Raw genomic sequence first — 20,949 nt, forward strand, 5'->3', positions numbered from 1 at the left:
TTCTCGCGCGCGCTCACTTCGGCTGAACCGTGGATGGGGAACCATGAACACTTCTATCAGTACCGCCTACAACTACAAGGTGGTCCGCCAATTCGCCATTATGACGGTGGTGTGGGGCATCGTCGGCATGGGGCTCGGGGTTTTTCTCGCCGCCCAATTGGTCTGGCCTGAACTCAACTTCAATTTGCCATGGACCAGTTTCGGCCGTCTGCGCCCGCTGCACACCAACGCGGTGATCTTCGCGTTCGGTGGCTGTGCGCTGTTCGCCAGTTCGTTCTACTCGGTGCAACGCACCTGCCAGACTCAGCTGTTTGCGCCGAAAATCGCCGCGTTCTGCTTCTGGGGCTGGCAACTGGTGATCCTCCTGGCGGCGATCAGCCTGCCACTGGGCTACACCAGTTCCAAGGAATACGCCGAGCTGGAATGGCCGATCGACATTCTGATCACCATCGTCTGGGTCGCCTACGCCATCGTGTTCTTCGGCACGATCATGCAGCGCAAGACCAAGCACATCTACGTCGGCAACTGGTTCTTCGGCGCGTTCATCATCACCGTAGCGATCCTGCACATCGTCAACAACCTTGAGTTGCCGGTGAGTTTCACCAAGTCCTACTCGGTGTATGCCGGTGCAACCGACGCGATGGTGCAATGGTGGTACGGCCACAACGCCGTGGGTTTCTTCCTCACCGCCGGTTTCCTCGGGATGATGTACTACTTCGTGCCGAAGCAGGCCGAACGTCCGGTGTATTCGTATCGCCTGTCGATCGTGCACTTCTGGGCTTTGATCACCCTGTACATCTGGGCCGGCCCGCACCACCTGCACTACACCGCGCTACCGGACTGGGCGCAGTCGCTGGGCATGGTGATGTCGCTGATTCTGCTGGCACCGAGCTGGGGCGGCATGATCAACGGCATGATGACCCTCTCGGGCGCCTGGCATAAGTTGCGCAGCGACCCGATCCTGCGTTTCCTCGTGGTGTCGCTGGCGTTCTACGGCATGTCGACCTTCGAAGGCCCGATGATGGCGATCAAGACCGTCAACGCCCTCTCCCACTACACCGACTGGACCATCGGCCACGTACACGCCGGCGCCCTCGGTTGGGTGGCGATGATTTCCATCGGCGCGCTGTACCACATGATCCCGAAAGTCTTCGGCAAAGAGCAGATGCACAGCGTCGGCCTGATCAACGCGCACTTCTGGCTCGCGACCATCGGCACCGTGCTGTACATCGCGTCGATGTGGGTCAACGGCATCGCTCAGGGCCTGATGTGGCGCGCAGTGAACGAGGACGGCACGCTGACCTACTCCTTCGTCGAAACCCTGGTGGCCAGCCACCCAGGCTTCATCGTGCGACTGGTGGGCGGCGCGATCTTCCTCAGCGGCATGTTCCTGATGGCTTACAACACCTGGCGCACCGTGCGGGCCTCGCAGCCTGCTGATGTCGTTGCTGCCGCGCAGATGGCCTGAGGAGTCCGCCATGAAACACGAAACGATTGAAAAGAACGTCGGCCTGCTGATGCTGCTGATGGTGTTCGCCGTGAGCATCGGCGGCCTGACCCAGATCGTCCCGCTGTTCTTCCAGGACGTCACCAACAAACCGGTGGAAGGCATGAAGCCCTACACCGCGCTGCAACTGGAAGGCCGCGACATCTACATCCGCGAAGGCTGCGTCGGTTGCCACTCGCAGATGATCCGGCCGTTCCGTGCCGAAACCGAACGCTACGGGCACTACTCGGTGGCCGGTGAAAGCGTCTGGGATCACCCGTTCCTGTGGGGCTCCAAGCGTACCGGTCCGGACCTGGCCCGGGTCGGCGCGCGTTACTCGGATGACTGGCACCGCGCGCACTTGTACAACCCGCGCAACGTCGTGCCGGAATCGAAAATGCCGGCCTACCCGTGGCTGGTGACGCAAGCGGTCGACAGCAGCCACACCGAAACCAAGCTCAAGACCATGCGCACCCTCGGCGTGCCGTACACCGACGACGACATCAGCGGCGCGGTCGCCAGCCTCAAGGGCAAGACCGAAATGGACGCCCTCGTCTCCTACCTGCAAGTGCTCGGCACTGCGATCAAGAGCAAGAGGTGAGCACGATGGTCATTGAAATGAGTGCAGGCCTGATTCGCGGCCTCGGCACGGTCGTGGTGTTCGTCGCTTTCGTCGGTCTGACGCTTTGGGTGTTCAACCGCAAGCGCACCCCGGAGTTTGCCGAAGCGCGCCTGCTGCCGTTCGCCGACGAGCCGCAACCCGACACTACCCCAGCATCTGAGACAAGGAGTACCCGGCCATGACCACCTTCTGGAGTACGTGGATCTGCGTACTGACCATCGGCAGCCTGATCGGCCTGACATGGCTGCTGATCGGCACCCGCCGGGGCGAGACCAAGGGCAGCGTCGACCAGACCATGGGCCACAGCTTCGACGGCATCGAGGAGTACGACAACCCGCTGCCACAGTGGTGGTTCATGCTGTTCGCCGGCACGCTGGTGTTCTCCGTGGGCTACCTGATCCTGTATCCGGGCCTGGGCAACTGGAAAGGTGTCCTGCCCGGCTACGAGGACGGCTGGACCGGCGTCCACGAGTGGGAAAAGGAAATGAACAAGGCCGACGCCAAATTCGGACCGATCTTCGCCAAGTTCGCCGCCATGCCGGTGGAAGAAGTGGCGAAGGATCCGCAGGCGCTGAAAATGGGTGGCCGGCTGTTCGCCTCCAACTGCTCGGTGTGCCACGGCTCCGACGCCAAGGGCGCCTTCGGTTTCCCTAACCTGGCCGACAAGGACTGGCGTTGGGGCGGCAGTGCCGAGACCATCAAGACCACCATCATGGGTGGACGGATGGCGGCGATGCCGGCCTGGGGCGAAGTGCTCGGTGAGGCGGGCGTGAAGAACGTCGCGGCGTATGTGCGTCACGAGCTGGCCGGCCTGCCGCTGCCCGCCGACAGCAAGGCGGACCTGCAAGCCGGACAGCAAGCGTTCAGCACCACCTGCATCGCCTGTCATGGCGCAACCGGGCAAGGCACGGAAGCCATGGGGGCGCCGAATCTGACGCACCCGGCCGGATTTATCTATGGCACCAGCCTGACGCAGCTTGAGCAGACCATCCGCCATGGCCGCCAGGGTCACATGCCGGCGCAGAACGAGCTGTTGGGTAACGATAAAGTGCAATTGCTCGCCGCGTATGTATACAGTCTTTCAAAAGATCGCGATCAATTGAGCGACAAGCTTCAAGCTGAAAGCTCCAAGTAAAATCAACAAAACTGTATACAAACCTGCAGGCGACTTGAACCATCTTGTCGCTTGCAGCTTTCAGCTCGCAGCTGCTTCTTTTTGTCGCACCCCGTCACACCCTCTCCTTTCGGATCCCCCGATTCGGGTCTACGCTTGCACGATGCGGACTGGCCCGTGCCGGTTGCAGGTCGACCTTGAGCGATGTGTTCGACAAATCGCCTGACTGACAGGGCGCAAAGCCCGGTAGATACCGGCTGTCGCGCCAATGACCGTCCGTCACCCGATCACTGCGTTCGAACACACCCCGTTACAACTGACCTGAACCCCTCGCTTTTTTCGTCCGCTGCGACATTTTGTCCGAGGCCAATTTTGTCCTTACGCGGCGTATGGAAAGGCCGCAGAATCAGCGTTGGAAAGCATTGACCCAGGTCATGGCGCGTTGCAATGACCCCTTGCTCTCTGCATACTTGCGGCCGATTTTAATCCTAATAAAACACCTAAACCGTGGAACCTTAGAATGAGCACAGCAATCAGTCCGACTGCTTATAACTATAAGGTAGTCCGCCAGTTCGCCATCATGACGGTGGTCTGGGGGATCCTTGGCATGGGGCTCGGTGTCTTCATCGCCTCGCAACTGGTCTGGCCGGAGTTGAACTTCGGTCTGCCGTGGACGAGCTTTGGACGCCTGCGCCCGTTGCACACAAACCTGGTGATTTTCGCCTTCGGTGGTTGTGCACTGTTTGCCACTTCCTACTATGTCGTGCAGCGAACCTGCCAGACGCGACTGATCTCCGACAGCCTCGCCGCCTTCACCTTCTGGGGCTGGCAAGCGGTCATCGTCGGCGCAATCATCACCTTGCCGCTGGGTTACACCACCACCAAGGAATACGCCGAACTGGAATGGCCACTCGCCATTCTGCTGGCCATTGTCTGGGTCTCCTACGGGCTGGTGTTCTTCGGCACCATCACCAAGCGCAAGACCAAGCACATCTACGTCGGCAACTGGTTCTACGGCGCATTCATCGTCGTGACCGCGATGCTGCACATCGTCAACCACGCGTCCTTGCCGGTCAGCCTCTTCAAGTCCTACTCCGCCTACTCGGGCGCGACCGATGCGATGATCCAGTGGTGGTACGGCCACAACGCCGTGGGTTTCTTCCTGACCACCGGCTTCCTGGGGATGATGTACTACTTCGTGCCGAAACAGGCCGAACGTCCGATCTACTCCTATCGCCTGTCGATCGTGCACTTCTGGGCACTGATCACCCTGTACATCTGGGCCGGCCCGCACCACCTGCACTACACCGCACTGCCGGACTGGGCACAATCGCTGGGCATGGCAATGTCGATCATCCTGCTGGCACCGAGCTGGGGCGGCATGATCAACGGCATGATGACCCTCTCGGGCGCCTGGCATAAGCTGCGCACCGACCCGATCCTGCGCTTCCTCGTGGTTTCCCTGGCGTTCTACGGCATGTCGACCTTCGAAGGTCCGATGATGGCGATCAAGACCGTCAACTCGCTCTCGCACTACACCGACTGGACCATCGGCCACGTACACGCCGGCGCTCTGGGCTGGGTGGCGATGATCTCGATCGGCGCGGTCTACCACATGATCCCGAAACTGTTCGGTCGTGCGCAGATGCACAGCGTCGGCCTGATCAACGCGCACTTCTGGCTCGCGACCATCGGCACCGTGCTGTACATCGCGTCGATGTGGGTCAACGGCATCACTCAGGGCCTGATGTGGCGTGCAATCAACGATGACGGCACTCTCACCTACTCGTTCGTCGAAGCGCTGCAGGCCAGCCACCCGGGCTACATCGTCCGTGCCCTGGGTGGTGCATTCTTCGCCAGCGGCATGTTCCTGATGGCTTACAACGTCTGGCGCACCGTGCGCGCCTCGAACCCGGCTGAAGCCGAAGCCGCCGCCCAGATCGCTGTCGTTGGAGCTCACTGATGAAGCATGAAGCTGTCGAGAAGAACATTGGCCTGCTGGCCTTCTTCATGGTCATTGCCGTCAGCATTGGCGGCCTGACCCAGATCGTTCCGCTGTTTTTCCAGGACGTCACCAACAAGCCGGTCGAAGGCATGAAGCCGCGCTCGGCGCTGGAACTGGAAGGCCGCGACGTCTACATCGCCAACGGCTGTGTCGGCTGCCACTCGCAGATGATCCGTCCGTTCCGTGCCGAAACCGAACGCTACGGTCACTACTCGGTCGCCGGTGAAAGCGTCTGGGACCACCCGTTCCTGTGGGGCTCCAAACGTACCGGTCCGGACCTGGCCCGGGTTGGCGGTCGTTACTCCGATGACTGGCAGCGTGCGCACCTGTACAACCCGCGCAACGTGGTACCTGAGTCGAAAATGCCGGCTTACCCGTTCCTCGTGGAAAACAAGCTCGACGGCAAAGACACGGCCAAGAAGATGGAAGTGTTGCGCACGCTCGGCGTCCCTTACACCGACGAAGACATCGCCGGTGCAAAAGATGCCGTGAAGGGCAAAACCGAAATGGACGCGCTGGTGGCCTATCTGCAAGGCCTGGGCACCATCATCAAAAGCAAACGGTGATTCTTAATGGATATCGGGATGATTCGTGGCCTGGGCACCGTCGTTGTGATGGTGGCCTTCATCGGTCTGGCGCTGTGGGTGTTCAGCCCCAAGCGCAAGTCGGAGTTCGAAGACGCGACCTTGCTGCCTTTTGCGGATGATCCCGAAGCCATCAAGCACGTCGAGCAAGCTTCTAGGAGTAACAAAGAATGACTACATTCTGGAGTCTGTACGTCACAGTCCTCAGTCTCGGTACGATCTTTTCCCTGACCTGGCTGCTGCTGTCGACCCGCAAGGGCCAGCGTAGCGAACAGACGGAAGAGACCGTGGGCCACTCCTTCGACGGGATCGAGGAGTACGACAACCCACTGCCGAAATGGTGGTTCATGCTGTTCGTGGGCACCATCGTGTTTGCGCTGGGTTATCTGGTGCTGTACCCGGGCCTGGGCAACTGGAAAGGCCTGCTGCCGGGCTACAACTACCTCGATAACGACAAGCAGACGGCGTTCGCCAACGGCCAGACCGGCTGGACCGGCGTACATGAGTGGGAAAAGGAAATGGCTCGTTCGGACGCCAAGTTCGGTCCGATCTTCGCCAAGTTCGCGGCGATGCCAATCGAAGAAGTCGCCAAGGACCCGCAAGCACTGAAGATGGGCGGCCGTCTGTTCGCCTCCAACTGCTCGGTGTGCCACGGTTCCGACGCCAAGGGCGCCTATGGCTTCCCGAACCTGACTGACGCCGACTGGCGCTGGGGCGGCGAACCGGAAACCATCAAGACCACCATCATGGGCGGTCGTCACGCGGTGATGCCGGCCTGGGCCGAAGTGATCGGCGAACAAGGCGTAGCCGACGTGGCGGCCTTCGTGGTCACCCAGCTCGACGGCCGCAAGCTGCCGGAAGGCACCAAGGCTGACCCGGCCAACGGCCAGAAGCTGTTCGCCGCCAACTGCGTGGCCTGCCACGGTCCGGAAGGCAAAGGCACCCCGGCCATGGGCGCGCCCAACCTGACCCACCCGGCCGCGTTCATCTACGGTTCGAGCTTCGCGCAGCTGCAGCAGACCATCCGTTACGGCCGTCAGGGCCAGATGCCTGCGCAGGAACAACTGCAAGGCAACGACAAGGTGCACTTGCTGGCGGCCTATGTTTACAGCCTGTCCCACGGTGACAAACCCTCGGAAGCCGAGGCCCAGTAAAGCCAACGCCTGACGCAGGAAAAAGCCCCCGCCAGTGACCTGGCGGGGGATTTTTTATGGTCGATTGGCCCAGATCGACTTCACCGGCACTGTGGCGACCGGCTTACGATTTCGCCACTGATTACCCTCGACCAGGCTCACCTCCAGTTGCTTGCGGTCCGTGGAAAAACTGGCGGTCAGGTAGGTCTGCTGCGACGTCGCACCACTGAGGAACATCGGCACGCTCCCCAGGTAAGTCTTGCTGCCACCCTCGGCGTGGAAATGGCCCGCGAATATTGCCGTCACCTCATACCTTTCGATCATTTCGCGAAAACGCTTTTCCTGATCCCAACTGCCCGCCCAGTCATAGGGTTTGTGCATGTTGATAATGATCGCGTAGCCCTGCACTCGCGCCATTCGCAAATCATTCTCCAGCCAATCCAGCGACTGCCTGATATCGAATGTTGTCGGGTTCAGCGCGTGGGAAATCCTTACCTGGTAAGTCGGTTCATTATTCAGTTGTACCAGATGCACTTCCCCGATGTTCTTTGAATAAGCCAGACTGCCAAGATAGTGCCTATTCAGAAAACTGCCGCTCACTTCAAGATCGAACTGATCGACTTTATCAACGTGATGATCGCGATAATCGACAATACTCCCCGCCGCACAACTTTCACTAAAACAGTCGCCCACATTGTTCTGGTAATCATGATTACCCAGGCCATAGAGATAGTGATCACCAAAGTGCTTCTTCAGCATCGTCCCTACAAACGAACGCTGCCAGCCGTGGCCGAAAGCAGTCATGTCGCCGTTGATCATCAATGGCACGGCAGCCTGCCCGCCCATCTCGCTGCGAAACTGCGCAATACTCGCGAACTGGCTTTCCACCAGCCACTTCGAACGCTTGTCGAAGTCCGCGCTCGACTCATCTTCACCACTGTCCGATTTTTCCGTCCAGGGGTATTGCGGGTCTGAGGCAAATACCATGTGCTGCGGAACGCTTTCATTGGCACTGGCAAAAGAGGCCAGCGATAACAGGCACAGACAAGCGAAAAGCTTTTTAACTTCCTTGATCTTCATAACATTCCATTATTCCGTTAATTATCAAACTTGAACATGCAACCCAGCGATTGCAGAACAGCCACCAAGCTATTCGAAAACAATAAGAATTTAAAACCCATTAATTAACTAATGATATTTCCACAACATGGGTACAGCCCTTGAAATTAATACTTTGAGACACATGCCTGATGGACTCTATTCACCTTGCTCTGTAGGGTCTTCCACAGCCCGATGACCCGCATCGGAGCCACTTCAAGGATGAAGCCGCTATGCTGAATGACGACGAAACCCATCAATCGGTTGAGCACACACTCACGGAAATCGATCACGCCCCCCAATCATCGGACGCCCCCGAGGAATCCGTGGCCCTGGCCACGCGCGAACGAGAAGTGAGCGGCAGCGCCAAAACTGTCCATACTCAACAAGTCAATTGATCTGCATCAGGCTTTACCGCATTCGCTACACCAATAACGCTTTTTTCCCAACGCGACCAAAGGTCGCACCCTTGAGTTAGAGCGACAGGCGTATCATTGCGCCACTGCAAGATCTCTTTCTGACCGCGGTCGGCATGTATCGACCGAGGCATTTTTCCACTGCCGTGGGATGCAATGATGAGCAACCAGATTCCGGTACACGACGTTACACCGCCCAGCAAGAACGCGAACAACAGCGTCGATCTTTACGCCTCTCGAGAAAAAATCTACACCCGTGCTTTCACCGGCCTGTTCCGCAATCTGCGGATGATGGGCGGTGCCGCCCTGTTCCTGTTGTATTTCGGTACGGTGTGGCTCAACTGGGGCGGCCATCAGGCCGTATGGTGGAACCTGCCGGAACGCAAGTTCTTCATCTTCGGCGCGACCTTCTGGCCGCAGGATTTCATTCTGCTTTCCGGCCTGCTGATCATTGCCGCGTTCGGCCTGTTCTTCATCACCGTTTACGCGGGTCGCGTCTGGTGCGGTTACACCTGCCCGCAAAGCGTGTGGACGTGGATCTTCATGTGGTGCGAGAAGGTCACCGAAGGCGACCGCAACCAGCGCATCAAGCTCGACAAGGCGCCGATGAGCGGCAACAAGTTCCTGCGCAAGCTCGCCAAACATTCGTTGTGGCTGCTGATCGGTTTCGTCACCGGCATGACCTTCGTCGGCTACTTCTCGCCGATCCGCGAACTGGTCTTTGAGTTTTTCACCGGCCAGGCCGATGGCTGGTCGTACTTCTGGGTCGGTTTTTTCACCCTCGCCACCTACGGCAACGCCGGCTGGCTGCGCGAGCAGGTGTGCATCTACATGTGTCCGTACGCGCGTTTCCAGAGCGTGATGTTCGACAAGGACACCCTGATCGTTTCCTACGATCCGCGTCGCGGCGAAAGCCGTGGCCCGCGCAAGAAAGGCGTCGATTACAAGGCCCTGGGCCTGGGCGACTGCATCGACTGCACCATGTGCGTCCAGGTCTGCCCGACCGGTATCGACATCCGCGACGGCCTGCAGATCGAGTGCATCGGCTGCGCCGCGTGCATCGATGCCTGCGACGCGATCATGGACAAGATGGACTACCCGCGCGGGCTGATCAGCTACACCACCGAACACAACCTGTCGGGCCAGAAAACCCATAAACTGCGGCCACGCCTGATCGGCTATGCGGTAGTGCTGCTGACGATGATCAGCCTGTTGGTGACGGCGTTCTTCATGCGTTCGCTGGTCGGCTTCGACGTCAGCAAGGATCGTGTGCTGTACCGCGAGAACGCCGAAGGCCGGATCGAAAACGTCTACAGCCTGAAGATCATGAACAAGGATCAGCGCGACCACACCTACGTGCTGGAAGCCGCCGGTCTGCCGGATCTGCGCCTGCAGGGCAAACGCGAGATCAAGGTCCCGGCCGGGGAGATCTTCAGCATGCCGGTGGAGTTGTCGAGCGCACCGGAACAATTGCCATCGAGCACCAACGAGGTGAAATTCATCCTCAAGGATGCCGACGACGACAGCGTCCACGTTGAAGCCAAGAGCCGATTCATCGGCCCACAAACCCGTTGAGAGAACTGAACATGCCCGCAGCAAACGCCGCCAGCCCTTGGTACAAGCACCTTTGGCCATGGATCATCATCGCGATTCTGGCCTGTTCGGTGACCCTGACCCTGTCGATGGTGACCATTGCGGTGAACAACCCGGACAATCTGGTCAACGACAACTATTACGAGGCCGGCAAGGGCATCAACCGTTCACTGGATCGCGAGTTGCTGGCGCAGAACCTGAAGATGCGCGCCAGCGTGCACCTGGATGACCTCACCGGCGAAGTCGACCTGCGCCTGAGCGGCGACAGCCAGCCGAAAACCCTGGAACTGAACCTGATCTCGCCGACCCAGCCGGAGAAGGATCGCAAGATCGTCCTGACCCGCAGCGAAACCGAAACCGGTCGCTACATCGGCCAGCTGGGCGATAAGGTCGAGGGCCGCCGGTTTGTCGAGTTGCTGGGTACTCAGGATGATCACGTGTGGCGCATGTTCGAAGAAGAACTGGTCAGCCATGACAAGGATCTGCTGCTGGGAGATGAACCCCTGCAGGGCGCCGAAGACCTGAAAAAATAAACCGAACCCTGTAGGAGTTGCCGCGGGCTGCGATCTTTTGATCTTGCTTTGAAAAGGTAAAGTCAAAAGATCGCAGCCTGCGGCAGCGCCTACAGGAATGGTGTTGATTCGGCAGTATTAGTGAAAATCTGATGACCACCCCACTCCCCTGCTACCACTGCGCCCTGCCCGTTCCATCCGGCAGTCGCTTCACCGCCATCGTGCTCGGGGAGTCCCGCGAATTCTGCTGCCCCGGCTGTCAGGCCGTGGCCGAAGCCATCGTTGCCGGCGGTCTCGAAAGCTATTACCAACACCGCAGTGAAGCCTCGGCCAACCCCGAAGCGCTGCCGGTGCAACTGACCGATGAACTGGCGCTGTACGACCGCGCCGATGTGCAAAAGCCTTTCGTCCGTCACGAAGGCGAACTCGCCGAAACCACCTTGCTGATGGAGGGCATCAGTTGCGCCGCCTGCGGCTGGCTGATCGAGAAACACTTGCGCACCCTGCCGGCGGTGGCCGAGGCGCGGTTGAATCTGTCCAACCATCGCCTGCACGTGCGCTGGGCCGACGCGCAATTGCCGCTGAGCCAGATCCTCGCCGAACTGCGCCACATCGGTTACGCCGCCCACCCGTATCAGGCCGACCGCGCCAGCGAACAACTGGCCAGCGAAAACCGTCTGGCCCTGCGCCAGCTCGGCGTCGCCGGGCTGCTGTGGTTCCAGGCGATGATGGCGACCATGGCGACCTGGCCGGAATTCAACATTGATCTCAGCCCCGAACTGCATACAATTCTGCGCTGGGTCGCGCTGTTCCTGACCACGCCGATCGTGTTCTACAGCTGCGCGCCGTTCTTCAAAGGCGCGATGCGTGATCTGCGCACCCGTCACTTGACCATGGACGTCTCGGTGTCGCTGGCGATTGGCAGCGCGTACATCGCCGGGATCTGGACCTCGATCACCGGGGTCGGCGAACTGTATTTCGACGCGGTCGGGATGTTTGCGCTGTTCCTGCTCGCCGGGCGTTATCTGGAACGCCGCGCCCGCGAGCGCACCGCCGCCGCGACGGCGCAACTGGTCAACCTGCTGCCAGCCTCGTGCCTGCGCCTCGACGACAGCGGCCAGAGCGAACGCATTCTGCTCAGCGAACTGCGCCTGGGCGACCGGGTGCTGGTGCAACCGGGGTCGATCCTGCCGGCGGATGGCAAGATCCTCGACGGCCAGTCGAGCATCGACGAATCGCTGCTCACCGGCGAATACCTGCCGCAGCCGCGCATGACCGGTGACGCCGTGACCGCCGGCACACTGAATGTCGAAGGCGCATTGACCGTCGAAGTGCTGGCGCTGGGTCAGGACACACGGCTGTCGGCCATCGTCCGCCTGCTCGATCGCGCCCAGGCCGAGAAACCGCGACTGGCGGAAATCGCCGACCGTGCTGCGCAATGGTTCCTGCTGTTGTCGCTGATTGCCGCGGCGGCCATCGGCCTGTTGTGGTGGGAACTGGATTCGTCGCGGGCGTTCTGGATCGTCCTGGCGATGCTGGTTGCGACTTGCCCCTGCGCGCTGTCGCTCGCCACACCAACCGCCCTCACTGCTGCCACCGGCACCTTGCACAAACTCGGCCTGCTGCTGACTCGCGGCCATGTGCTCGAAGGACTGAACCAGATCGACACGGTGATCTTTGACAAGACCGGCACCCTCACCGAGGGGCGCCTGGTTTTGCGCTCGATTCGCCCGTTGGGCACGCTGAACAGCGACCAGAGCCTGAGCCTTGCCGCTGCGCTGGAAAACCGTTCGGAACACCCGATTGCCCGCGCCTTTGGCCGCGCACCGCTGGCCGCCGAAGAAGTCCACAGTACGCCGGGGCTTGGGCTCGAAGGGCTGGTCGGCGCACAGCGTTTGCGCATCGGTCAGGCCGCATTTGTCTGCGACCTCAGCGGCAAACCTATACCGGAGATGCCGAATGAACCGGGACAATGGCTGCTGCTCGGTGACGATCAGGGGCCATTGGCGTGGTTCGTTCTCGATGATCGCCTGCGCGACGATGCCCCCGCGCTGCTTGCCGCGTGCAAGGCCCGTGGCTGGCGCACGCTGCTGCTGTCCGGCGACAGCTCGCCGATGGTTGCCAGTGTCGCCGCCGAGCTGGGCATCGACGAGGCCCGTGGCGGGCTGCGCCCGGACGACAAACTGCAAGTGCTGCAACAACTGCACGCACAGGGTCGCAAAGTGCTGATGCTCGGCGACGGCGTGAATGACGTCCCGGTGCTGGCCGCCGCCGACATCAGCGTCGCCATGGGCTCGGCCACCGATCTGGCGAAAACCAGTGCCGATGCGGTGCTGCTGTCCAATCGCCTCGACGCGCTGGTGCAGGCATTCACGCTGGCTCGACGCACCCGCCGGGTAATCATCGAGAACCTGCTGTGGGCGGCGCTGTACAATGGCCTCATGTTGCCGTTCGCCGCCCTCGGCTGGATCACCCCGGTGTGGGCCGCCGTCGGTATGTCGATCAGTTCGTTGACCGTGGTGCTCAACGCCCTGCGCCTGACTCGCCTGCCGAGTGCGCCGGTCGCCGGCACCCGCTCAGAAACCCGCCCGTTGCCGGCTTGAGCCGCGCGGGCCTGGAGTAGCGATGCCAGCTCTTTACGTGATGATCCCGGCCGCCCTGCTGATCGTGGCCATCGCCGTGTACATCTTCTTCTGGGCGGTGGACAGCGGTCAGTACGACGACCTCGACGGCCCGGCCCACAGCATCCTGTTCGATGATCAGGACCCCAACCACACCGCTGCCGTGGACGAAGCCAAGTCCGACAAGCCGCAGGACAAGGCGCCACCCCATGCTTGAGCTGGCGCCCCTGCTGGTTTCGGCGCTGATCCTCGGCCTGCTCGGCGGCGGTCATTGTCTGGGCATGTGCGGCGGCCTGATGGGCGCGCTGACCCTGGCGATTCCCAAGGAACAGCGCAGCCGGCGCTTTCGTTTGCTGCTGGCGTACAACCTCGGACGCATCCTCAGCTACGCCACTGCCGGCCTGCTGATCGGCCTGGCCGGTTGGGCAGTGGCGAACAGCCCGGCGGCGATGTTCATGCGCATTCTCGCCGGGCTGCTGCTGATCGCCATGGGCCTGTATCTGGCCGGCTGGTGGAGCGGCCTGACCCGCATCGAAAGCCTTGGCCGTGGCTTATGGCGCTATATCCAGCCCGTGGCCAACCGCTTGCTGCCGGTGTCGACTCTGCCGCGTGCATTGCTGCTCGGCGCGCTGTGGGGCTGGCTGCCGTGCGGGCTGGTTTACAGCACGCTGCTGTGGTCGGCGAGCCAGGGCAATGCGCTGGACAGTGCGTTATTGATGCTCGCTTTCGGCCTGGGCACATGGCCGGTGCTGCTCGCCACGGGGCTCGCCGCCGAGCGTGTGACCGCGCTGTTGCGCAAACGCAGCGTGCGCATGACCGGTGGCTTGCTGGTGATTCTGTTTGGGATCTGGACGCTGCCGGGGCCGCATCAGCATTGGCTCATGGGACATTAAAACTGTGGCGAGGGGGCTTGCCCCCTCGCCACAAAAAAAACGACAGCTCCTACATTTGGAATGTGTTTCCCTGTAGGAGCTGCCGCAGGCTGCGATCTTTTGCTCTTATGCTCTTGATGCAAATCAAGAGCCCCCTCGCCGCCGCCCGATAGACTCGCCACACTGCCAGCCTATCCGGGGGAATGCCCGCATGCTCGACGCCATTCGTTGGGACACTGATCTGATCCGCCGCTACGACTTGGCGGGGCCGCGCTACACCTCGTACCCGACGGCCGTGCAATTCAACAGTCAGGTCGGCACGTTCGACCTGTTCCATGCCCTGCGCGACAGCCGCAAGGCGCTGCGCCCGTTGTCGCTGTACGTGCACGTGCCGTTCTGCGCGAACATTTGCTACTACTGCGCCTGCAACAAGGTCATCACCAAGGATCGCGGCCGCGCACAGCCGTATCTGCAACGGCTGGAGCAGGAAATCCAGCTGATTGCCTGCCACCTGGAACCGGCGCAGAAAGTCGAGCAACTGCACTTCGGCGGCGGCACCCCGACCTTCCTCAGCCACGACGAACTGCGGCAGTTGATGGCGCACCTGCGCAAACACTTCAATTTGCTGGATGACGATTCCGGCGACTACGGCATTGAAATTGACCCACGCGAGGCCGACTGGTCGACCATGGGCCTGTTGCGCGAGCTGGGGTTCAACCGGGTCAGCATCGGCCTGCAAGACCTCGATCCGGCGGTGCAGCGCGCAGTCAATCGCCTGCAAAGTCTGGAAGAAACTCGCGCGGTAATCGATGCGGCGCGCACCCTGCAATTTCGCTCGATCAACATCGACCTGATCTACGGCCTGCCCAAGCAGACGCCGGAGAACTTCGCGCGCACTGTCGAAGAAGTCATCAGCCTGCAGCCGGACCGGCTCTCGGTGTTCAACTATGCACACCTGCCGGAGCGCTTCATGCCCCAGCGGCGGATCAACAGCAACGAGCTGCCGAGCCCGGCGCAAAAACTGGAAATGCTCCAGCGCACCATTGAGCAACTGACCGCCGCCGGTTATCGCTACATCGGCATGGATCACTTCGCCCTGCCCGACGATGAGCTGGCGATCGCCCAGGAAGAACAGACCCTGCAACGCAACTTTCAGGGCTACACCACGCACGGCCATTGCGATCTGATTGGTCTGGGGGTGTCGGCGATCAGCCAGATCGGCGACCTGTACTGCCAGAACAGCAGCGACCTCAACCAGTACCAGAACAGCCTCGCTGCCGCGCAACTGGCGACCAGCCGGGGCCTGGTGTGCAATGCCGACGACCGCCTGCGCCGCGCGGTGATCCAGCAACTGATCTGCAATTTCAGCCTGGAGTTCGCCGAGATCGAGCAAGCGTTCAACGTCGACTTTCAAGGTTATTTCGGCGCGCTGTGGCCACAACTGCAAGGCATGGCCAACGATGGCTTGATCACGCTGGATCGCGAAAGGATCGAAGTATTGCCGGCCGGACGCCTCTTGGTGCGTTCGGTGTGCATGGTGTTCGACGCGTATCTGGAACAGCAGAACCGTCAGCGCTTCTCGCGGGTGATCTGAAACGTCCTGCCCATGAAACCGATTCCTTGCGAGTCTCGCGAACACCCTGAGCCTATTGTTTGCCCTGCGGCCTTATGCCCGTGGGGCAATCTCGCCGTGGACTGGCCTGAATGTCCTCCCGTGGGTTACCCTTACGGCTTATGTGTGTTTTCCCACAAGGATTTAAGAAATGTCCGAGCCAGTCAAACTGCGCGCTCATAACCAGGCCCATTGCAAGGATTGCAGCCTGGCCCCTCTCTGCCTGCCACTTTCTCTGAATCTGGAAGACATGGATGCGCTGGACGAAATCGTTAAACGTGGTCGCCCGCTGAAAAAAGGCGAGTTCCTGTTCCGCCAGGGCGACACCTTCGATTCCGTTTATGCAGTACGCTCCGGCGCCCTCAAGACTTTCAGCCTGAGCGACACCGGCGAAGAGCAGCTCACCGGTTTCCACCTGCCGAGCGAGCTGGTCGGTCTGTCCGGCATGGACACCGAGAAACACCCGGTGTCGGCCCAGGCCCTGGAAACCACCTCGGTGTGTGAAATTCCTTTCGAACGCCTCGACGAACTGGCTCTGCAACTGCCACAGCTGCGCCGCCAGTTGATGCGCGTGATGAGCCGCGAGATCCGTGACGACCAGCAAATGATGCTGTTGTTGTCGAAGAAAACCGCCGACGAGCGCATCGCCACGTTCCTGGTCAACCTGTCGGCCCGCTTCCGCGCTCGCGGGTTCTCGGCCAACCAGTTCCGCCTGAGCATGTCGCGCAACGAAATCGGCAACTACCTGGGCCTCGCGGTGGAAACCGTGTCCCGGGTGTTCACCCGCTTCCAGCAGAATGAACTGATCGCCGCCGAGGGCAAGGAGATCCACATCCTCGACCCGATCCAGCTCTGCGCCCTGGCTGGTGGCTCGCTCGAAGGCTGATCTCGATCCGCGGTTGAGCGAAGCGTTTCAGCCGCGGGTATACTGCGCCGTTTGCAGCCCTGCCAGGACACCTCGACGATGGTCTTCGACTCCTTCGACATCAAATCCCTGATCCGCCCCGTGATCGATTTTCCGAAACCGGGCGTGATCTTTCGCGACATCACCCCGCTGTTCCAGTCGCCCAAGGCCATGCGCCTGGTGATGGACAGCTTCGCCCACCGTTATGTGGAAGCCGACTTCACCCACATCGGCGCGATGGATGCGCGCGGTTTCCTGATCGGTTCGGTGCTGGCCTACCAGTTGAACAAGCCGCTGGTGCTGTTCCGCAAGCAGGGCAAACTGCCGGCGGACGTGCTGGCCGAAGGTTACGCGACCGAGTACGGCGAAGCGTTCCTCGAAGTGCACGCCGACAGCCTGTGCGAAGGTGATTCGGTGGTGATGTTCGATGACCTGATCGCCACCGGTGGTACGTTGATCGCAGCGGCCAACCTGATCCGCCGCATGGGCGCGCGGGTGCATGAAGCGGCGGCGATCATTGATCTGCCGGAGCTGGGTGGTTCGCAGCGTCTGGAAGACATGGGGATTCCTGCCTTCTGCCTGACGCAGTTTGCGTTGACCGATAAATAGTAAAGATCAAAAGATCGCAGCCTTCGGCAGCTCCTACAGGGAAACACCCATCTCAATGTAGGAGCTGCCGAAGGCTGCGATCTTTTGCTTTTAAAGCCCCATCTGCTTGCTGATGATCTCGTTCATCACTTCCCGCGTCCCGCCGCCAATCGACAGAATGCGGTTATCCCGATACAGCCGCTCCACCAGGCTCTCGCGCATGTAACCGAGGCCGCCGAGAATTTGCACCGCTTCAGTGGTGATCCGGTCCGAGGTATCCGTGGCAAAATTCTTGGCCATGGAAATCTCCTTGATCACGCTCTGTCCCGCCGCCATCTTCGCCGCCTGCCGGTAGGTGAACTCCCGCGACACTTCCAGCGCCGTGGCCATTTCGGCGAGGCGATGCTTGATCACCTGAAACTTGCCGATCAGTTTGCCGAAGGCCTCACGCTCGCGCGCCCACTTCAGGGCCTCTTCGAGCGCCAGCTGTGAAGTCATGTTGGCCATCAGCGCCAGTGCCAGCCGTTCGCTCTGGAAATTGCCCATGATGCAGGCAAAGCCCATATTCTCGGCACCGATCAGATGGCCCACAGGTACCCGACAGTCGTCGAAGAACAGTTCAGCGGTGTCCGAGGCCCACCAGCCCATTTTCTTCAGCTGGCGACCTACCGTGAAGCCTGGTGTGCCCTTCTCGATCAGCAGCAGGCTGATGCCGCCGAAACCTGGCGCGCCGGTGCGCACCGCGACGGTGTAGCAATCGGCGCGTACGCCGCTGGTGATGAAGGTTTTGCTGCCGCTGACCCGATAGACATCACCGTCACGCACGGCGCGGGTTTGCAGGTTAGCGACGTCGGAACCGCCACCGGGCTCGGTGACCGCCAGGGCGCTGATCTTTTCGCCACTGAGCACTTGTGGCACGACGCGCTCACGCACTTCAGAGCGCGCCCATTTGACGATCGGTGGCAGACCGATATCCAGCGACCCCAACCCGGCCACCAGACCGCCGGAGCCGCAGCGCATCAGTTCCTCACTGGCGGCGATCTTGGCGAACAGATCACCTTCGTGGCTACCGCCCAGTGCTTCTGGGTAACCAATACCGAGAATCCCCGCCGCCCCGGCCTTCAGGTACAGCTCACGGGGAAAACTTTCGGCTTCTTCCCACGCGTCGATGTCCGGCAGGATCTCGCGCTCGACGAAACGTCTGACGCTGTCACGGACCATTTGGTGGCTGGGGTCGAAGTATTCCTGGAAGGCAGGCATGGGCGAGCTCCATCGAAGGGTTCGCCGACGTTAACCGAGCGCTTGCTTGGTTTTCAAGATGCAGAAGATCAAAAGATCGCAGCCTTCGGCAGCTCCTACAATTGGAATGCATCCCTGTAGGAGCTGCCGAAGGCTGCGATCTTTTGCTTTGATCAGAGGGAAATCGGCTTACGCCCGGCAAACGAATGCGCCAGCGTCCCGCCATCCACCAGTTCCAGCTCACCGCCCAGCGGCACGCCATGAGCGATGCGTGAGGCGATCAGGCCTTTGTTGGCGAGAAGCTGGGCGATGTAATGCGCCGTGGCTTCACCTTCCACCGTCGGGTTGGTGGCGAGGATGACTTCGGTAAAGGTACCCGCCTCTTCGATGCGCGCCATCAACTGCGGAATGCCGATCGCCTCAGGCCCCAGACCGTCGAGCGGCGACAGATGGCCCTTGAGCACGAAGTAGCGGCCACGGAAACCGGTCTGCTCGACCGCATACACGTCCATCGGCCCTTCCACCACGCACAGCAGCGTGTCGTCGCGGCGCGGATCGGCGCATTGCGGGCACAGATCGTCTTCGGTCAGCGTGCGGCACTGACGGCAATGACCGACCCCTTCCATGGCCTGGCTCAGGGCCTGGGCCAGGCGCGTGCCGCCGCTGCGATCACGCTCGAGCAACTGCAACGCCATGCGCTGGGCGGTTTTCTGACCCACGCCCGGCAAGGTTCGCAGGGCGTCGATCAGTTGGCGAATCAAAGGGCTGAAGCTCATGGGTAAAAAGTCCGACAAAACAACGAGACGCGGTTTATACCCGCGCCTCCGGCCAGCGTCAAATGCTCAGTCCTGAGCGACCTTCACCACCAGTTTGCCGAAGTTGCGCCCCTCCAGCAGACCGATAAACGCCTCCGGTGCCTGCTCCAGGCCTTCCACCACGTCCTCGCGGAATTTCACCTTGCCGTCGCGCACCCACGGCACCATGTGGCTGATGAATTCCGGCTGACGGTCGCCATAGTCGTCAAACACGATGAAGCCCTGAATCCGCACACGCTTGGTCAACAACGTACGTTGCAGCATCGGCAGACGATCCGGGCCTTGCGGCGCTTCAGAGGCGTTGTAGCCGGCAATCAGCCCGCACAGCGGAATTCGCGCCTTGGGGTTGAGCAGCGGCACCACGGCATCGAAGACATGACCACCGACGTTCTCGTAATAGATGTCGATGCCATTCGGGCACGCCTTGGCCAGTTGTTCGGCAAAATCCGGCGCCTTATGATCGATGCAGGCATCAAAACCCAGCTCCTCGACCACGTATTTGCATTTGTCGGCGCCACCGGCCACGCCGACGGCGCGCAGACCTTTGATCTTCGCCACTTGGCCGACCACCGAGCCAACTGCGCCGGACGCAGCGGCAACCACCAGGGTTTCACCCTCCTTCGGCTGACCGATGTCGATCAGGCCCATGTACGCGGTCATTCCCGGCATGCCCAATACACCGAGAGCCATCGACGGGCTCGGCAGGCCGGACGGGATCGGAATGATGTTGCGCCCGTCGCTGATGCTGTGGCTCTGCCAACCGGTGAGGCCGACCACCAGATCACCCTTGTGGAATTTCGGATGACGGGAGTCTTCGACACGGCTGACAGCACCACCGGTCATCACTTCGCCGATTTGTACCGGCGCGGCGTAGGACGGCGCGTCACTCATACGCCCGCGCATGTACGGGTCGAGCGACAGGTACAGGGTTTTCAGCAGCACCTGACCGTCTTCGAGATCCGGCAACGCTTCGCGCTCCAGACGGAAATTTTCCGGGGTCGGCGCACCGACCGGGCGCGAGGCGAGGACGAAGCGTTGGTTGAGCGTCAGAGGGTCGGACATGTCAGCATCTCCTGTGAATGGGGAATTCAGGGGGTATAGGGAGCAGACCTTTGTGGCGGTAGCGGGTTCGATGTTTCGACACTGCACGAGATTTATGCAGGAGCTGCGGCATGCTGCGATCTTTTGATTTTGCTTTTAAAGATCAAGATCAAAAGATCGCAGCCTCGTTTCACTCGACAGCTCCTACAGGGTTTGTACCTGATCCGGCAGAAACAAAAATGCCAGGCGCGATGCCTGGCATTTTGTGTAGCTCATCTGTCGCGCAATGGCGAATCAGAATGGCAGTTTCATACCCGCTGGCAGGTTCATCCCGGCGGTCATGCTGCCCATTTTTTCCTGGCTGTTGGCTTCGATCTTGCGCACGGCGTCGTTGACGGCGGCAGCGACCACGGCTTCCAGCATTTCTTTGTCGTCTTCGCTCAGGCCTTCAACCAGGCTTGGGTCGATGCTGACGCTTTTCACGTCGTGACGACCGGTCATCACCACGGTGACCATATCGCCACCGGCCTTGCCGATGACTTCGGCGTTGGCCAGTTCTTCCTGCATCTTGGCCATTTTTTCCTGCATCTGCTGCGCCTGCTTCATCAGGCCGGCCATGCCACCTTTCATCATGGGAATCACCTCAAAAGTACTTGGATCAAATCAGCACCCGGCGAATGCACGCCGAACGCCT

At 60.7% G+C, this 20,949-nt stretch carries 22 protein-coding genes; 17 read left to right on the forward strand and 5 right to left on the reverse strand.

The features are described 5' to 3' along the window. The first annotated feature begins 43 nt into the window (after positions 1-43). The 8 genes from ccoN (KKQ10_RS10595) to ccoP (KKQ10_RS10630) all read left to right on the forward strand — a co-directional run bounded on the left by ccoN (KKQ10_RS10595) (position 44) and on the right by ccoP (KKQ10_RS10630) (position 6,965). Positions 44-1,468: a cytochrome-c oxidase, cbb3-type subunit I gene (gene ccoN / locus KKQ10_RS10595; protein ID WP_127652057.1), complete on the forward strand. Its 1,425-nt coding sequence runs from the start codon at positions 44-46 to the stop codon at positions 1,466-1,468. Between the two features lie 10 nt (positions 1,469-1,478). Beyond that, complete coding sequence (ccoO, locus tag KKQ10_RS10600; RefSeq protein WP_003223389.1) at positions 1,479-2,087, forward strand: cytochrome-c oxidase, cbb3-type subunit II; 609 nt, start codon at positions 1,479-1,481, stop codon at positions 2,085-2,087. Between the two features lie 5 nt (positions 2,088-2,092). After that, on the forward strand, positions 2,093-2,290 hold the full coding sequence (locus tag KKQ10_RS10605; RefSeq protein ID WP_102358145.1) for a cbb3-type cytochrome oxidase subunit 3: 198 nt from the start codon (positions 2,093-2,095) through the stop codon (positions 2,288-2,290). Next, the gene (gene ccoP, locus KKQ10_RS10610) at positions 2,287-3,243 is read left to right on the forward strand and encodes a cytochrome-c oxidase, cbb3-type subunit III (RefSeq protein ID WP_215501057.1); all 957 of its coding nucleotides are present in this window, start codon (positions 2,287-2,289) and stop codon (positions 3,241-3,243) included. The genes KKQ10_RS10605 and ccoP (KKQ10_RS10610) overlap by 4 nt, the downstream gene beginning before the upstream one ends. A 499-nt stretch (positions 3,244-3,742) precedes the next feature. Further along, on the forward strand, positions 3,743-5,185 hold the full coding sequence (ccoN, locus tag KKQ10_RS10615) for a cytochrome-c oxidase, cbb3-type subunit I (protein ID WP_127652054.1): 1,443 nt from the start codon (positions 3,743-3,745) through the stop codon (positions 5,183-5,185). Further along, positions 5,185-5,793: a cytochrome-c oxidase, cbb3-type subunit II gene (gene ccoO / locus KKQ10_RS10620; protein ID WP_024164411.1), complete on the forward strand. Its 609-nt coding sequence runs from the start codon at positions 5,185-5,187 to the stop codon at positions 5,791-5,793. Before ccoN (KKQ10_RS10615) ends, ccoO (KKQ10_RS10620) begins: the two co-directional genes overlap by 1 nt. Positions 5,794-5,799: 6 nt before the next feature. Further along, the gene (locus KKQ10_RS10625; protein WP_003175465.1) at positions 5,800-5,985 is read left to right on the forward strand and encodes a CcoQ/FixQ family Cbb3-type cytochrome c oxidase assembly chaperone; all 186 of its coding nucleotides are present in this window, start codon (positions 5,800-5,802) and stop codon (positions 5,983-5,985) included. Next, positions 5,982-6,965, forward strand: a complete 984-nt coding sequence (gene ccoP, locus KKQ10_RS10630; protein WP_215501058.1) for a cytochrome-c oxidase, cbb3-type subunit III — start codon at positions 5,982-5,984, stop codon at positions 6,963-6,965. Before KKQ10_RS10625 ends, ccoP (KKQ10_RS10630) begins: the two co-directional genes overlap by 4 nt. Before the next feature lie 54 nt (positions 6,966-7,019). Here ccoP (KKQ10_RS10630) and KKQ10_RS10635 read toward each other — a convergent pair whose 3' ends face one another. Continuing rightward, positions 7,020-8,024 carry a metallophosphoesterase family protein gene (locus KKQ10_RS10635; RefSeq protein WP_215501059.1) on the reverse strand — a complete coding sequence of 335 codons (1,005 nt, stop codon included), beginning with the start codon at positions 8,022-8,024 and terminating at the stop codon, positions 7,020-7,022. Between the two features lie 251 nt (positions 8,025-8,275). Here KKQ10_RS10635 and KKQ10_RS10640 point away from each other — a divergent pair, with 251 nt between their 5' ends. From KKQ10_RS10640 to KKQ10_RS10680, 9 genes are all read left to right on the forward strand, one after another. Further along, entirely contained in the window at positions 8,276-8,440 is a 165-nt protein-coding gene (locus KKQ10_RS10640; protein WP_215501060.1) for a hypothetical protein, read from the forward strand. Positions 8,441-8,617: 177 nt separating this feature from the next. Next, on the forward strand, positions 8,618-10,033 hold the full coding sequence (ccoG, locus tag KKQ10_RS10645) for a cytochrome c oxidase accessory protein CcoG (RefSeq protein ID WP_215501061.1): 1,416 nt from the start codon (positions 8,618-8,620) through the stop codon (positions 10,031-10,033). An 11-nt stretch (positions 10,034-10,044) separates the two neighbouring features. After that, complete coding sequence (locus tag KKQ10_RS10650) at positions 10,045-10,584, forward strand: FixH family protein (RefSeq protein WP_127652048.1); 540 nt, start codon at positions 10,045-10,047, stop codon at positions 10,582-10,584. Positions 10,585-10,715: 131 nt separating this feature from the next. Next, entirely contained in the window at positions 10,716-13,166 is a 2,451-nt protein-coding gene (locus tag KKQ10_RS10655) for a heavy metal translocating P-type ATPase (protein WP_215501062.1), read from the forward strand. 22 nt (positions 13,167-13,188) lie between these two features. Then, on the forward strand, positions 13,189-13,401 hold the full coding sequence (gene ccoS / locus KKQ10_RS10660; RefSeq protein WP_025110359.1) for a cbb3-type cytochrome oxidase assembly protein CcoS: 213 nt from the start codon (positions 13,189-13,191) through the stop codon (positions 13,399-13,401). Then, positions 13,394-14,077 (forward strand): sulfite exporter TauE/SafE family protein, encoded by a 684-nt coding sequence (locus tag KKQ10_RS10665; RefSeq protein ID WP_127652046.1) that lies wholly within the window; start codon positions 13,394-13,396, stop codon positions 14,075-14,077. Before ccoS ends, KKQ10_RS10665 begins: the two co-directional genes overlap by 8 nt. A 190-nt stretch (positions 14,078-14,267) precedes the next feature. Further along, a complete protein-coding gene (hemN, locus tag KKQ10_RS10670; protein ID WP_127652045.1) occupies positions 14,268-15,650 on the forward strand; it encodes an oxygen-independent coproporphyrinogen III oxidase in 1,383 nt (460 codons plus the stop codon). A 169-nt stretch (positions 15,651-15,819) separates the two neighbouring features. Next, positions 15,820-16,554: a fumarate/nitrate reduction transcriptional regulator Fnr gene (fnr, locus tag KKQ10_RS10675; RefSeq protein ID WP_025110355.1), complete on the forward strand. Its 735-nt coding sequence runs from the start codon at positions 15,820-15,822 to the stop codon at positions 16,552-16,554. 78 nt (positions 16,555-16,632) lie between these two features. Further along, on the forward strand, positions 16,633-17,181 hold the full coding sequence (locus KKQ10_RS10680; protein WP_127652044.1) for an adenine phosphoribosyltransferase: 549 nt from the start codon (positions 16,633-16,635) through the stop codon (positions 17,179-17,181). Positions 17,182-17,271: 90 nt separating this feature from the next. Here KKQ10_RS10680 and KKQ10_RS10685 read toward each other — a convergent pair whose 3' ends face one another. The 4 genes from KKQ10_RS10685 to KKQ10_RS10700 form a co-directional block, all read right to left on the reverse strand. Beyond that, entirely contained in the window at positions 17,272-18,420 is a 1,149-nt protein-coding gene (locus tag KKQ10_RS10685; protein ID WP_215501063.1) for an acyl-CoA dehydrogenase family protein, read from the reverse strand. A gap of 152 nt (positions 18,421-18,572) precedes the next feature. Continuing rightward, entirely contained in the window at positions 18,573-19,175 is a 603-nt protein-coding gene (recR, locus tag KKQ10_RS10690) for a recombination mediator RecR (RefSeq protein ID WP_127652042.1), read from the reverse strand. A 66-nt stretch (positions 19,176-19,241) separates the two neighbouring features. Continuing rightward, positions 19,242-20,276 carry an NADPH-dependent curcumin/dihydrocurcumin reductase gene (gene curA / locus KKQ10_RS10695; RefSeq protein WP_127652041.1) on the reverse strand — a complete coding sequence of 345 codons (1,035 nt, stop codon included), beginning with the start codon at positions 20,274-20,276 and terminating at the stop codon, positions 19,242-19,244. Positions 20,277-20,549: 273 nt separating this feature from the next. Further along, on the reverse strand, positions 20,550-20,888 hold the full coding sequence (locus KKQ10_RS10700; protein ID WP_102358119.1) for a YbaB/EbfC family nucleoid-associated protein: 339 nt from the start codon (positions 20,886-20,888) through the stop codon (positions 20,550-20,552). Between the last annotated feature and the right edge of the window lie 61 nt (positions 20,889-20,949).

This window comes from Pseudomonas sp. MG-9 (genome assembly GCF_018729515.1).
GTDB lineage: Bacteria > Pseudomonadota > Gammaproteobacteria > Pseudomonadales > Pseudomonadaceae > Aquipseudomonas > Aquipseudomonas serboccidentalis.